16 protein-coding genes are annotated in these 12796 nt (G+C 39.4%); 10 read left to right on the forward strand and 6 right to left on the reverse strand.

The genetic code is table 11. The features are described from left to right. Positions 1–80: 80 nt before the first annotated feature. From BMY50_RS22730 to BMY50_RS22750, 6 genes are all read left to right on the forward strand, one after another. Positions 81–902: a hypothetical protein gene (locus BMY50_RS22730; protein ID WP_093329523.1), complete on the forward strand. Its 822-nt coding sequence runs from the start codon at positions 81–83 to the stop codon at positions 900–902. Positions 903–1037: 135 nt separating this feature from the next. Continuing rightward, positions 1038–1232, forward strand: a complete 195-nt coding sequence (locus BMY50_RS22735) for an SRPBCC family protein (protein WP_202907921.1) — start codon at positions 1038–1040, stop codon at positions 1230–1232. 257 nt (positions 1233–1489) lie between these two features. Beyond that, positions 1490–2059, forward strand: coding sequence for a Crp/Fnr family transcriptional regulator (locus BMY50_RS22740; protein ID WP_093329526.1), 570 nt, complete (start codon positions 1490–1492; stop codon positions 2057–2059). A gap of 38 nt (positions 2060–2097) precedes the next feature. Continuing rightward, a complete protein-coding gene (gene ilvD, locus BMY50_RS22745; RefSeq protein WP_093329529.1) occupies positions 2098–3786 on the forward strand; it encodes a dihydroxy-acid dehydratase in 1689 nt (562 codons plus the stop codon). A gap of 289 nt (positions 3787–4075) precedes the next feature. Further along, positions 4076–4201, forward strand: coding sequence for a hypothetical protein (locus tag BMY50_RS28635; RefSeq protein ID WP_262496946.1), 126 nt, complete (start codon positions 4076–4078; stop codon positions 4199–4201). 11 nt (positions 4202–4212) lie between these two features. After that, a complete protein-coding gene (locus BMY50_RS22750) occupies positions 4213–4704 on the forward strand; it encodes a cupin domain-containing protein (RefSeq protein ID WP_093329532.1) in 492 nt (163 codons plus the stop codon). 123 nt (positions 4705–4827) lie between these two features. On the opposite strand, the gene BMY50_RS22755 is transcribed toward BMY50_RS22750, so the two are convergent. Further along, the gene (locus BMY50_RS22755) at positions 4828–5460 is read right to left on the reverse strand and encodes a 5'-methylthioadenosine/S-adenosylhomocysteine nucleosidase family protein (protein WP_093329535.1); all 633 of its coding nucleotides are present in this window, start codon (positions 5458–5460) and stop codon (positions 4828–4830) included. A gap of 411 nt (positions 5461–5871) precedes the next feature. Between BMY50_RS22755 and BMY50_RS22760 the strand changes: the two genes are divergently transcribed. Continuing rightward, positions 5872–6075, forward strand: a complete 204-nt coding sequence (locus BMY50_RS22760) for a hypothetical protein (protein ID WP_093329537.1) — start codon at positions 5872–5874, stop codon at positions 6073–6075. A 263-nt stretch (positions 6076–6338) separates the two neighbouring features. On the opposite strand, the gene BMY50_RS22765 is transcribed toward BMY50_RS22760, so the two are convergent. Together BMY50_RS22765 and BMY50_RS22775 are read right to left on the reverse strand one after the other, a co-directional pair. Further along, positions 6339–7220 (reverse strand): Rpn family recombination-promoting nuclease/putative transposase, encoded by an 882-nt coding sequence (locus BMY50_RS22765; protein ID WP_093329540.1) that lies wholly within the window; start codon positions 7218–7220, stop codon positions 6339–6341. 543 nt (positions 7221–7763) lie between these two features. Continuing rightward, positions 7764–8417 (reverse strand): CPBP family intramembrane glutamic endopeptidase, encoded by a 654-nt coding sequence (locus BMY50_RS22775; protein ID WP_093329542.1) that lies wholly within the window; start codon positions 8415–8417, stop codon positions 7764–7766. Between the two features lie 193 nt (positions 8418–8610). Here BMY50_RS22775 and BMY50_RS22780 point away from each other — a divergent pair, with 193 nt between their 5' ends. Continuing rightward, positions 8611–9231, forward strand: coding sequence for a hypothetical protein (locus BMY50_RS22780; protein ID WP_093329545.1), 621 nt, complete (start codon positions 8611–8613; stop codon positions 9229–9231). Positions 9232–9351: 120 nt separating this feature from the next. On the opposite strand, the gene BMY50_RS22785 is transcribed toward BMY50_RS22780, so the two are convergent. Beyond that, positions 9352–9603 carry a hypothetical protein gene (locus BMY50_RS22785; protein WP_093329548.1) on the reverse strand — a complete coding sequence of 84 codons (252 nt, stop codon included), beginning with the start codon at positions 9601–9603 and terminating at the stop codon, positions 9352–9354. A 46-nt stretch (positions 9604–9649) separates the two neighbouring features. Continuing rightward, complete coding sequence (locus tag BMY50_RS22790) at positions 9650–10153, reverse strand: hypothetical protein (RefSeq protein WP_093329551.1); 504 nt, start codon at positions 10151–10153, stop codon at positions 9650–9652. 689 nt (positions 10154–10842) lie between these two features. Here BMY50_RS22790 and BMY50_RS28765 point away from each other — a divergent pair. Beyond that, the gene (locus BMY50_RS28765) at positions 10843–11073 is read left to right on the forward strand and encodes a DUF2683 family protein (protein WP_394332936.1); all 231 of its coding nucleotides are present in this window, start codon (positions 10843–10845) and stop codon (positions 11071–11073) included. Between the two features lie 3 nt (positions 11074–11076). Here the strand turns inward: BMY50_RS28765 and BMY50_RS22795 are convergent, their stop codons facing one another. After that, a complete protein-coding gene (locus BMY50_RS22795) occupies positions 11077–12441 on the reverse strand; it encodes a Fic family protein (RefSeq protein WP_093329554.1) in 1365 nt (454 codons plus the stop codon). Here BMY50_RS22795 and BMY50_RS28770 point away from each other — a divergent pair. Continuing rightward, entirely contained in the window at positions 12416–12715 is a 300-nt protein-coding gene (locus BMY50_RS28770; protein WP_394332935.1) for an HNH endonuclease domain-containing protein, read from the forward strand. The genes BMY50_RS22795 and BMY50_RS28770 overlap by 26 nt on opposite strands. Positions 12716–12796: the final 81 nt, after the last annotated feature.

Consider the following 12796-nt stretch of genomic DNA (forward strand, 5'->3'; position numbering starts at 1 on the left):
TCATTACCACTTTTGGGCAGATTAAAATTGACAACACGATAACCCATCACCATGAGGTCATTCCTGGCACTAAACTTAGCATGATTCCTCCAACTGGCTTTATTAAAGCACTCCATTTCTTTGGCTATCAGCATACAGAAAGCGGTTCAAGCATCATGATAATAGACATGCCGGGACCTTATTCCGAAATTTCCAAAGGCATAACCAAGGAAAATTTGTTGAGCAAGGGAATCAAAGTAAGCTCAATTGAAAATTATGTCATTAATCAATTGCCAGCAATTTTTGTAACGGGAACACAAAACGCTGATGGAAATATTTACGCAAAATATATCCTAATGTTTGGTACGGAGGGTGAAACGTTCATAATTAACGGCGTATTTCCTGAAAAACTCATAAAAATCGGCGAAGAAATTAAAGCATCAATGTTGACGACCTACTACGATGAAGGGAAAGTTACTGACCCGTTTGAGGCTTTGGACTATTCTATAGACGTTTCCAAAACTAAACTCAAATTCGGGAAAAGCGCTGCAAACTCGCTTATATTCACTGTGGATGGCAAATTACCCCCTTTAGTCGACGACAAAACATGTCTCATAGTGACAAAGTCCTTTTCAACTATTACTCCCGTAGACAAAAAGACATTTTCAATCAACAGACTAAAGCAGAACCCTATGAACATCAAAAACATTGAATATGTTAATGAAGTTTCCATTGATGGTATTTCAGGGTATGAGATTTTTGCATCTGCTAAAAATAAAAAGACGGATGAAACGGAAAATATATATCAGGTTATCTTGTTTAGTGATAATCTCTACTATATTCTTACGGGAGTGACAAACGACGAGACGGAAAAAAGCATTGAAGAAATAAAGCGAGGAATACGGACATTTAAACGAAAATAATGTTTATATCCTTTCCAAGTCACTAAGCCTAACATTCGGGCCGATGCGCTTTTGCTTCATTATAAACCGTCTATACAACACTCGAAAAAGCCTTTCTATATAAAAATTGCTATCTTTAACTAAAATTAACTTAGCGTGCCGGTTATTGAATTGACTACACTTATTGATGCAGATATCAACATTTGTTTTGATCTAGCTAGAAGCATTGATCTGCACACAATATCTACTAAGAAAACCAAAGAACAGGCTATTGCCGGCGTAACAACGGGATTAATCGGTAATGGCATTGTCCAACACCAACAGTCCCTCCTAGGTACGACATTTAAATGAAAAATTCAACAAAGATTCTCTGCATCGCAAGAATTTATTATTTGGTGCCGAATTGGACGGATGGCCATAGGTGGAACCCATTTGTTCGACTGCCACCGCAACTGGAGCAATACAAGATAGCGAACTCTATTTAATGTACTTCGTCACAAGAGAATATTTGGAAATTTTGTTGGTTAACGAAGGTCGATTTTGACCTTCGTCAATCTTTTTTAGAAGTTTTTACTGCAACTTTGAATTTCAGTTATGGAATTGAAAAAATGACAACGGTGCTAGCAGATTTAATACAGAAAATAACCGACCTGGATGAGGAGCAATTAATAGCTGTTGTTTCCTGCTTTAAACCATTAACGGTAGAGAAGCATGATAATCTACTGGAAAGAGGAGCTATAGCCAACAGGCTATTTTTTATCAATAAAGGATGTCTTAGATTATACTACAGCAGCGAGGATCATCATACAGCCACGCGGTTCATGGCATTTGAGCATACCTTCTTAACGTCAATTGTAAGTTTCATTTCCCGGGAGCCTTCTTCAGAATACATAGAGGCAGTAGAACAATCAGAATTACTAGTTATTTCTCATCATGACTTCTTTAATTTAAGGGTGACGGTCCCCTCATGGGATAAAATCTATATCTACATTCTGGAGTATGGATTAACGGTGATCAATTCCAGGTTGAGCGGCCTGCTCACCCAAACCGCTACTGAACGTTACCGGGATTTGCTTAAAAACAACCCTGAACTTATTCAACGCTTGTCAAATGCCAATTTAGCAGCCTATCTGAATATATCTCCCGAAACGCTGAGCAGACTAAAATCGCAGATGTAGCGGCCACCATGCATTATTAGAAAAAGCTAAAACCCAATATGAGAAGCGACGAAGTAAAAAAAGGGCACCAAAGAACACCACATAGATCATTGTTCAGGGCTACAGGATTAAAAGACGACGATTTTGCGAAGCCATTTATCGGTGTGGCAAACTCATTTATAGAGATCATTCCAGGACATTTTTTTCTGAATAAAGTAGCTGAGATCATTAAAGATGAGATCAGGGCAAATGGATGTGTTCCATTTGAATTTAATACCATTGGTGTAGATGATGGCATTGCTATGGGACATGATGGGATGCTGTTTTCACTACCAAGCAGAGAACTGATTGCAAGCTCAATAGAAACCGTGATGAATGCACACAAATTGGATGCAATGATAGCCATACCAAACTGTGATAAAATAGTTCCGGGGATGATCATGGGCGCGCTGAGAGTGAATGTACCAACAATTTTTGTAAGTGGCGGACCAATGGCAAAAGGTTATAAAAAAGATGGAACACCAATCGACCTGGCCTCTGCATTTGAAGCTGTTGGTAAACATGAAGCGGGTACTATCAGTGATGAAGAACTGCTGGATATTGAATGTAATGCCTGCCCAAGTGGAGGTAGCTGTTCGGGTATGTTTACGGCAAACTCTATGAACACCTTAATGGAAGCAATGGGAATTGCGCTACCCGGTAACGGTACGATACTGGCCCAAACGCCAGATCGTGAAGCGCTTTACAGAAGAGCTGCCAAACGGATTTGTGAAATAGCAAAAGATGAGGCCACAGGTGAAAAATTCAAGTTAAGAAACATACTCAATGAGAATGCCGTAAAAAATGCATTTGCTGTTGATATGGCAATGGGTGGAAGCTCCAATACTGTCTTACATATGCTAGCTATTGCTAATGAAGCAGGTGTTGATTTTCAACTCAAAGACATCAATGAGATCTCTAAAAACGTGTCACATATTGCTAAGATCTCCCCAAGCCTGTCTACAGTCCATATGGAAGATATTAACAGCGCCGGTGGTGTAAATGCGGTGATGAAGGAAATGACAAAAAGAGGGAATAGCGTTCTTGTAAATAACTTAACGATCAGCGGAGAAACCCTGATGGAAAAGATTGCAGATGCGCAAATCAAGGATAAAAGTATTATCCGTACTGTAGATAATCCATATAGCCAGGTTGGCGGATTAGCAATTCTCTATGGCAACCTGGCTGAGGAAGGTGCTGTAATTAAAACAGCTGGCCTTACGGGTGCAAGGGTATTTACCGGTAAAGCTATGTGTTATGATGGTCAGGATGAAGCTGTCGCAGGAATTCTGATGAAAGAAGTGAAGGCAGGAGATGTAGTGGTAATTAGATATGAAGGCCCTAGGGGCGGACCAGGCATGCAGGAGATGTTAACGCCTACAAGTTTAATTATGGGCATGGGGTTAGGTAGTTCTGTGGCGCTGATTACTGATGGAAGGTTCAGTGGCGCAACAAGAGGTGCATCGATCGGTCATGTTTCGCCAGAGGCGGCAGAAGGCGGTATGATTGGCTTACTTAAGAACGGTGACGAAATCCATATAGACGTAGATAAATACATATTATCTGTCAATTTGGATGATGACGAAATTGCTAAACGGAAAGCAGCATTTGTGCCAATTAAAAAATCTTTGCAATCAAGGTGGCTTGGTCAATATAGGGCATTGGTTACAAATGCTAGCAAAGGTGCCGTCTTGAAAACAGATCTGTAATTGTATCGCGTTTAGATTTAAACAAGGAACAAGTAAATCATTTTGATCACTAGTTCCTTATTTAATTCCTCTCGTTTGAATTAAAAATAAAACCTTCACTTTCTTTATTCTCTCAATATCTTGCCATCTACACTTCGCGCCCGGAAGAAGTCAGCCGGCTTATTGAAGAGGCCTCGAGCATTGCCAAATAAGATGTCACATATTAATATGAAGACCACATCAAGACGGGAACAACTTTATAACCGCCGCGCCAAACATTCACCCTTTACTTCTGTTTCTTGTAAATTAAGTGAAGAAAAAAAGAGGCGCTACAGTAGAAAAACGCGAAGAAAATGCTTCAGCACAGCAGGAGGTTAAATCTCTTGCGGAGAAGCGAGGCGTAAGCGTTCTAATTGACGTTAATAGGGACATTTAAATTATCACTTCATGGAGCTAGGTATCGAGATTATCAAAAATGATGACGGACAAACCTTAGGAGTAGCGGGCGGTAACTACAGGATCATTGCATCGGGAGATAAAACCGACAATAAATATGCAGTCATTGAAATGATTGTCCCACCCGGAGGCGGGCCACCGCCCCATTCGCACCCTGATACACACGAAACCTTTTATGTATTGGAAGGAGAAGTTGAATTTCAGACGGAGCAGGGAAAATCCACTGTCGGTGCCGGAGGCTTTATAACCATCCCACTTGGGGGAGCCATTCATTGCTTTACCAACACATCCAAGTCGGTGGCCAAACTACTTTGTACCGTAATGCCCGCCGGCTTGGAAAAGGTATTCGAACTAGTTGGTGCTCCAGTAGGTATGGGTGAATTTGCACCCATACCTGAACTTACAGAAGATCGCCGGGAACTTATGGCACGGATAGACAGGCAATATGGTCAAAAAACATATCCAAAGGGGTATCTTGATTAAGCACGAAATACATCATGTAGCAATAAGTATTCTCTTTTACTCAAAGAATGAGGAATGGTTATCACGTAGGTAACTTCGGGGATGCTTGCCCGAAAACTCTTTGAAATCCCTAATCATATGCGATTAATCGTAGTAACCTGAATGCTCATTATATGTTACCGGAATATCCTGTTTGCCCAGCTTTAGTATTTCGCCGAATGCCAGTGCGGCTTTGTGTACCTGTACTGTCCAGTCTTCTGCTGCATTGCCGTCTGCTCCGTCCGATATGTATTTGAGGCTGAGGAAAGGGATATTTTCTTTCATTGCCACAAGAGCCAACGCGTAGGCTTCCATATCCACCACATTGTAAATAGTAGTGGAATGTGCCATTTCAAAATTATCTCCCGTTCCGCAAACGGCTTCGGGTAGTCCGTCCATCTGCAAACCGTATTCAAGGATTGGAGGCAATCCCGACAAGGGGGTTTCGTATTGGTCGTAGCCCAATCCTCTTACATCCATATCCCGTTGTATGAATTTGGAGCAGCAGACTATGTCGCCTTTTTTGTAATGGTTGCTTCCGGCAGAACCTAAATTGACAATCAATTTCGGTTTTTCCTGCTGTATGGCTTTCATCAGATTATAGGCTGCATTTACTTTGCCAATTCCGCATATCAGGTGCTTGTAATCCGTAAATACATCGGCTGCTTCAGATGCCAGTGCGAACGTAAACAGTACATCCTCAACAGGAAAAGCATATTTGGGGTTTATGGTAATCATCAATTCTTTTTAATGGATTAATACCCTACAAAGTTAAACTTTTAGTGCTAACTGTTCGGTCAACAATGTTACCAAAGCAGATGTAGGGAAAACACCTAACTGTCTCCACTTTATTTTCCCGTCCTTAAATTATAATGGCAAAATAGGCCCTCATAAAATAGGCCTGGTGGCTCGTTTTGATGGCGTTTGGTACTGTAGGCTGTGTAATGAATGCATGGAAGATAATAAAAACTTTATCACTCACCTATTTCTTCGATCTGTTAACAAAATTTTAAATAGGGTAAGGAACCAATGGGCCATCCAGCGATTGAGAGATTATCTGGTTCAGTGTTATGCTATTAATGAAAAACGCTTAGCACAAAAGCAGCAGGAACAAATCTGCGCTTGAACTGCTCAAAGCATATAGAACTTATGGAAAGACCAGAAGGTTACCCTAAATATGACTTTGGATACAATTATGATAAATTGCTTCTCTTGTTTGAATATTTGAAAATTGAGGGTGACACAGCTAGGTGCATGATCTTAAATATATTCTCTGGCGTACTGGCAGATTTTAAACTGAAAAAAGAGAAAGATGGCTGGCAAGTGCTATCTTATGGTAAGAATATGATTTAAAATTTATATGACAATAACTGTCTCCGGCAGAAATAAATGATATTGTCATTGCAATTAACCGCCATAAAAATGGAAGTTCAGGCACGAAATATTGTAATTAGATTATTCTTTATACTCCTTTTAAGTGCTTTTAACAATACAGCAACAGCCCAGCAAGCTATTAAAGTGAAACGCAGGTAATTGAAGACGAGAGAAAATCTACAACAAAAGCCATCTCTTTAAAAAGAAATGGCTTAAAATATAGTTATATCAGCTGTAAAAGACTACAGCTTCTCTACTACCGTTAGGGGCAGTTTTAAACTTTCAGCAATGATGTGGTTAGCTACACCCGCTTTTTTTAAAGATTGTGCAGAGACCAATTTCTCTTGATCTGCCTTTGAGCGCTCTTGTTCAGCTGCTTTTTTCTCAGCAAGCGACATCGCGCTGTTCCACAACCACTTGTCTTGCAAACTTGCTTCGTATGCCATTCTTTCCTCCTTTGTTAAATTGGACAATTCTGCTATTTTAAAAATACGCTGAAATATCCGTTTGTTCATGAACGTTGGAATCTTATCCGCTTTACTCAGGTTATTCAATAACCAGAACCACCTATCCTTATCCGTTTTGATTTCCTCGTCTTTTTTTGCAAAGTTAGGGAGTTCCAAGAATATATAGCTCAATTTACTGTAAAAAATTCTCCCCGAATCTTTGTCTATCAGAGAGATACTCTTCAAATACCGTTCCCGTTCCATATCATCCATCCTGAACTCCAATATACCTATGAAAATCACTGCCGGTAGTTCAAAGTTCCAGTATTCGACCCCTTTGGGATATTGGCTGCTTATAAGCCTTGAAGTGCTGAACATAACCCGTTCCTTGAAATTATCGTGGTTCATGCGTTGCATTTCCACAATGATTTCTTCTCCGTTATCACCTGTACATCGTAAGTCGAAAATCACTTTCTTCTGATCAGCTGTTTCGCCCAAATATTCTGTAGGGCCATATACAAGGTTTTTGATTCGTTTACCACTCCCGATCAATTCATTTAAAAAAGGGATCAATATGTCTTGATGGGCAGGCTTTCCGAACAAAAATTTGAATCCAAAATCGCTCCCGGGATCGATAAAGCGACCAACGGTAGGTTTTTCTAGGTTGTTTTTAGTCATACTTTGATATTTAGGTTATTTACAAATATAGCAAAGCACAGCTTGATATACTAAAAAAATTAGTTTTTTTGTAAAAAATTGTCTGAAAAATCATGCTTCGAAATCTAATAGGATCGGTTATACCATTTTTCACTACGTAAAAACCTATTATGGATACTGTGTGGCTTAATCGAAATTAATTAGCCGAATTATTTGGTCGCGATGTCAAAACCATTGGCAAACACATAAATAACGTTTTCAATGGAGGAGAATTGGATAAAGGTTCAGTTGTCGCAAATTTTGCGATAACTGCAGCAGATTATCTGGTTCAGGGTTATGCTATTAATGAAAAACGCTTAGCACAAAAGCAGCAGGAGTGCAAATCTGCACTTGAACTGCTCAAAGCATATAGAACTTATGGAAAGACCAGAAGGTTACCCTAAATATGACTTTGGATACAATTATGATAAATTGCTCCTCTTGTTTGAATATTTGAAAATTGAGTATATGGTGGCATATCTATTCGAGGTATAAATAACTCTTTGAAGGTATTACTTTACTTTATCAGTAAAGGTTTCCAAACTTGTCTGTATAAATAAGAATCAAGGTGATTGTGTCGAAAGTTGCGTGTGATAGAATAGGTATCCAAAGGTTATTATCGAATTTCTTAAAAAGTATAGCCCAGAATAAACCTCCAAAAACAGCCGCAACCATACCGAAAACATCCTGTTGCCAGTGATACAGTCCAAACAGTATACTTGTAATGATCACACTCCATAACATTGAACTCTTTGTAAGTCGTTTATCCAGCAAAGATTGAATGTAGCCACGAAAAGTAATTTCCTCATAAAAACCTCCTATAAGCCACGCAGCTATAATAATTATTATCAGTTTTGAAGGGCTCTCTTTAATGAAATTATATTCTGTATAATCGGGAACAACAAAAAAGTACTTTATCGTGGGAATATAAATAAGTTGCATAAAGCCGACCCATATTAAAGCTGAAACTATCCCAATCAAAACCGCTTTGATAGTTAAGCCATTTTTCGAAAGCCCTAGATCACGGAATATTTTAGCTTCCTTGCGCAGAAGGAACCAGATTAAGAGCAGACATACAACGCTGTACGAATAAAAGGGTAATGGAACAAAATGTGGAAATAATATGAGAAAAGCTATAATTCCAATATCCCTAAATAAGAGTAGAGCCTTATTTTCCATTTATGGTATTCTGATACCTGCTTTATTTATTTTAGTTGAAACTAGATTTAGTTTGCACAGGATAAAAATACTAAAACAAACGGTCTTTTGCTGAAGCATATAGTTCATAGGGCGGATACGCAAAAGGACAGGAAAGCGATGAGGAATCCATTATGCCCATGGTTTTGCTCCGAATAATACTTAATTTCGTGATATGAGTAACCTTAATCCACATTCGCCGTTTTGGGAGCTATTGCCGCTTAAAGGCTTGGGGCCGATACGGTTTTTGACCAATAAATCGACGATGCAGGCATATCACGGTGAACTCGGTTCGATCACGGCCGAAAGAAACGAAAATTTGGAGCAGCAGCAACAGGAACTGTATGATACCTTTAATCAGTTCAGCGAATTCTTCAGTCAAGACGATTTAAATAATGTGCTTGAAGCAATGCAGGTTGTCGGAGATAGTCGGGATGATATTTCGACGGTGTTCATGGACTCTGGAATATCGCTGGAATATAAAGCCGATCAATTGGTGGAGGTTTTCGCTGATGACAGGGCGAAACAGTTGCATTTTCAGGGTATGCCGATTTTTTCTACCGATCCAAAACAATTGGTTATGTACATCAGCAAGCAATTAAATGAAACCCCTTTTATCAAGAGTGAAGAAATTGCTTTCCCCGTGCACAACCTTTTTTTGTTTTCATTCTTGAGTGAGCAAGCAGGTGGTGCATACCACGACGGGGAAAAGAAGAGTAGAACCGTTAGCTGGTGGAATACAGCGCGGCCTTACGGTGAGGATTTATCTGCTTATCGTCCCTTAGAACTGATTTGAGATGGAGCCTTCGGTGTAAGAAAAGATGAGCATCTGCAAAAAAACATGAGTTCAATCCCTTTGAATGGTTGAAATACACCAAGCTTCCGTTTGAACCTGCTATGATATATAGGTTAGGCACTAAAATAGGTTTAATTCATTGCGAATTGCTTCTTCTTGCACTTTTGTCAATTCGCGAACGATAGTGAAAGATTTTAAGTTAGGTGAAACCATTACAACCTTAATAGAATGATCTGGGTATTCCAGATAACTCTGGTCTTTAGGCAATTTGTTAGACCATATCAAAAAAGGCTTTCCTTGCTCAAGTTTTTGCCTTCTTAATTTTCTTACAACAGAATTACCAACTGTTTTTAATTCTTCAATGGTTCCCATTTTGTTTTATTTTTTGCCTAAAACAAAGGTTGATTATTGAACGATACTATAGCGAACTTGCTTTCTTCTCTGGTGCGTCACCTACGAATGCCTCTATAAAACGGCCTTCTTCCCTGCTGTCTTCAAACACGATTTTCACCAATTGCACGCCGTTGGAGTCGGCGGAAATGCCAGTAGCGGTGATGGTTAACCTCACTTCTTGCTCTGGTTGGAGCAGGTAGTTCAGGTAGTTTTGCTTGTCCTCAAAACGTACCAGCACCCTGCCCATGGAAATTGTTGAAATATAATAGCTATTGCGCTTGCTGTCTACAACCTGCGTACCAAATACATTCAGCCTGAGTTCTCGAGGCACTTCTTTTTTGTTTAGCAAGGTGAGCGTGGCCTTTGCGGTGTTCGTGGTGGCGTCTAATTGATAATCTATAGCATTGAATTGAATATCATCTACGACGGCGGAACTATCAGGTGGTGAAACAGCTAGTTGGGCTGCTTTGCCTGCCGATAGCCCAATGAACAATAAACTGCAAGCCAGTATAAAGGACAGATTCTTCATGGTGCGATGGCTATATGTTAATTTTTGAAACGTATGATTGCTGTATTTTGCTTTTAGTTGTCATGCTATAGATCAAATTTAGTTAATTTATTTGATAAGCTATTAGGATGAGCTAACTCGACTAAAAAACGAATACGTCATTTTACTCTAGGTAGATATTCAAGCCCAACACCAGATTTTCCAGCTCCTTTTGAGCCAGTGACGATATATAGGCTAGGCACTAGAATAAGTCTAATTCATCGCGAATTTTATTTTGCATTTCGCGATTTGCAAAATGCAAAATACATGTACGGATAGATGAGTAGAACTGGAAATAAAGAATTATTAAGATGGCAGACCTTGAACTAATAGGCACAGATTGAAGGGATATATCCAAAAAAATTAAGGCCGTCTATACGGGGTTCTTTTCTGAATGTGTAAGGTTATAGCGTGTTAACGATTGGAAGAAGTTATCCATTTCTTTTGTTTGGTGATTTCGGTACGACTACGAATCTTTGCTTTGCGGAAGTTAAAACTTATTTTTGTTTAAATGATGCAGCAGTTTCCTACCAGCAATAATCTACCCATTCATCAGCTGGCCGCCTGTTTTAACAATACATCGGCTACTTATAAATTCTATTGGCTTTATTAGACGAGATCCAGAACGGGCATTAAGCCGTTAACAAATAACCCTATATGCTATTTCGGAAATTAGAGCAACATCCTCTGTTACCACTGCCCCATATCGCCCCTATTGTAAATCGTTAGCAAAAAGCAATTTAAAGATTGCATTAAAAATTGCAATACCTCCTTTGAACAGAAAAAGTCCATACGATCCGGATTTCGTCAAGGAAATTCTCGATGGCCGGGAAGATGTCAAAAATGCAAAGGAGTTAAACTGGATTAAACTAAAGTCAAGGCCGGGACACAAGAGTGATTAAGTATCAATTCCAATTACTTTTCCAATATTTAAATTCTGAAGGCGATATCCGATAACGCGCAAAATTACCTTCATGCAAAGCTAAAATCTCCGTTTCAATTGCCTCGATAAATTTGTTGCGATCATTTTCTGGGATTTTTTCCGCCTCCTTTTTTACAAAAAGCACTGTCCCTTCTTTTCCTATTCCATTACGAACAATGTTGGAAATAATAACTCTCATCTCTTCTCGATATTTTAAGCGAAATGGGTCAGGTTCTCCCAGCGACTGTTTAATGGCAGCATAGCGCATTGCGGATCGCTCATACGCCCACATGAAAACATCTTTGAATAATTCAATTCTATTCAATTCATAGATGCCGAGCATTCCTTTGACATAATATTCTTCCGGTACATCGACAAAGGATAGTGGAGCAAGGTTGTTGCTGTTTAATGGGATGTTTGCAGCTAAACGCGAAACCCGCTTATTTACGTCATCAAACGGCTGAAGGTAAGGCAAATGTATTAAGACAAATAATGACTGTTCAAACGGATTTTTAATCTGCCTTGCCTTTTCTAAAATTAAATCAAAAAATTCAGAAATGAGTTGGGGTATTGCCAAAGGGGTGAATACCGAATTTGTTATACCAACACCAAACTCCCTTAATCTACCTGAAGCTGCGGGGTTGGACAGCAGGTTATTGGAAAGCAGGGCATGAAGATTTAAAATGGTATAGCGATTGAAACTCACATCATCTGCTCCCTCAACTAAAAACTCAATCGCATCCTTGTGATTCAATATCATTTGGGTTTCTTTAGCAGACTTATTCTCGGCAGGTCTGCCACCATGGATCAATATCTCGGTATCCAGCAGCGAATAGGTATTGCCCTCTAAGCGACTGGAATTCCACGATAGATCAATTAATAGTCTACCAAGTATATGCTTTGCATAAGTTCCCGCTGCTTGTGCATCTCCCTGTGTTTTTCCGATCAGTGCCAGATGTTCTTTTTCTGCGTTTGTCAGGTAACTATCCAAATTAGGACGGTAGTTGGCTAAAAATTCCGTTTGATACCCAACTGGCTTTCTTTTTGTCTCAGATCGTGTAACTAGGGCTAAAACATCTTTTCCTTCAATAGATAACGGAATATCATCTTGTGGTTTTGAGGAACGGTCTTCATCGTGTATTTGTAACTCGGTAATCGTGGGAAAGTACTTGGTTGATCTCGAGCCTCCAGTGATCATTACCCGATGATCGTCCGCTAACTTTTTTAATCGTCGTTGCAATGTCCGCCTTTCAATTTGAAAGGGGAGCCTGGCCATTAACTGATCGATGGATAGCCCATTTTCGTCTAATGATTGTACGATTATGTTTAGTTGTTCCGTTTCACTCATAAAGTATTCGCGACAGTTTTACGACAATGATAGTTGTTTTCTGTCGCAAAACAAATTTTCGCGACATAAATTTGTCGCGAATAACATTTCGCGACAACAAGCGAACGCTATCTCGTTTTCCGGAAATTTGTATGTCCGGCTAATTCAAAATATAGGACAGTATCATATGGAGCGCTTTATACCCTACAGCTTTGTTTCGCATGATCAGATATGGAACTTGATTCCATCAAACAATAGCTTCAACATTAGTAAAAGCAATAAGCCCCAAGCCTAGCCAGAAAAAATCAAACGAGAAACTTTTGGAAGATTATTTTTATATTGGCACGGATTGGAGAGAAGGGCTATCAAAAGATAA

Source organism: Olivibacter domesticus, assembly GCF_900109575.1.
In the GTDB taxonomy this organism is placed as follows: domain Bacteria; phylum Bacteroidota; class Bacteroidia; order Sphingobacteriales; family Sphingobacteriaceae; genus Olivibacter; species Olivibacter domesticus.

Coding starts and splice junctions, on each gene's coding strand:
- BMY50_RS22775 (WP_093329542.1), bottom strand. CDS start 8,417: ATGGAAAATAAGGCTCTACTCTTATTTAGGGATATTGGAATTATAGCT.
- BMY50_RS22755 (WP_093329535.1), bottom strand. CDS start 5,460: ATGATTACCATAAACCCCAAATATGCTTTTCCTGTTGAGGATGTACTG.
- BMY50_RS22740 (WP_093329526.1), top strand. CDS start 1,490: ATGACAACGGTGCTAGCAGATTTAATACAGAAAATAACCGACCTGGAT.
- BMY50_RS22785 (WP_093329548.1), bottom strand. CDS start 9,603: ATGGGAACCATTGAAGAATTAAAAACAGTTGGTAATTCTGTTGTAAGA.
- ilvD (WP_093329529.1), top strand. CDS start 2,098: ATGAGAAGCGACGAAGTAAAAAAAGGGCACCAAAGAACACCACATAGA.
- BMY50_RS22760 (WP_093329537.1), top strand. CDS start 5,872: ATGGAAAGACCAGAAGGTTACCCTAAATATGACTTTGGATACAATTAT.
- BMY50_RS28770 (WP_394332935.1), top strand. CDS start 12,416: ATGTTTAGTTGTTCCGTTTCACTCATAAAGTATTCGCGACAGTTTTAC.
- BMY50_RS22795 (WP_093329554.1), bottom strand. CDS start 12,441: ATGAGTGAAACGGAACAACTAAACATAATCGTACAATCATTAGACGAA.
- BMY50_RS22730 (WP_093329523.1), top strand. CDS start 81: ATGATTCCTCCAACTGGCTTTATTAAAGCACTCCATTTCTTTGGCTAT.
- BMY50_RS22765 (WP_093329540.1), bottom strand. CDS start 7,220: ATGACTAAAAACAACCTAGAAAAACCTACCGTTGGTCGCTTTATCGAT.
- BMY50_RS22780 (WP_093329545.1), top strand. CDS start 8,611: ATGAGTAACCTTAATCCACATTCGCCGTTTTGGGAGCTATTGCCGCTT.
- BMY50_RS22790 (WP_093329551.1), bottom strand. CDS start 10,153: ATGAAGAATCTGTCCTTTATACTGGCTTGCAGTTTATTGTTCATTGGG.
- BMY50_RS22750 (WP_093329532.1), top strand. CDS start 4,213: ATGGAGCTAGGTATCGAGATTATCAAAAATGATGACGGACAAACCTTA.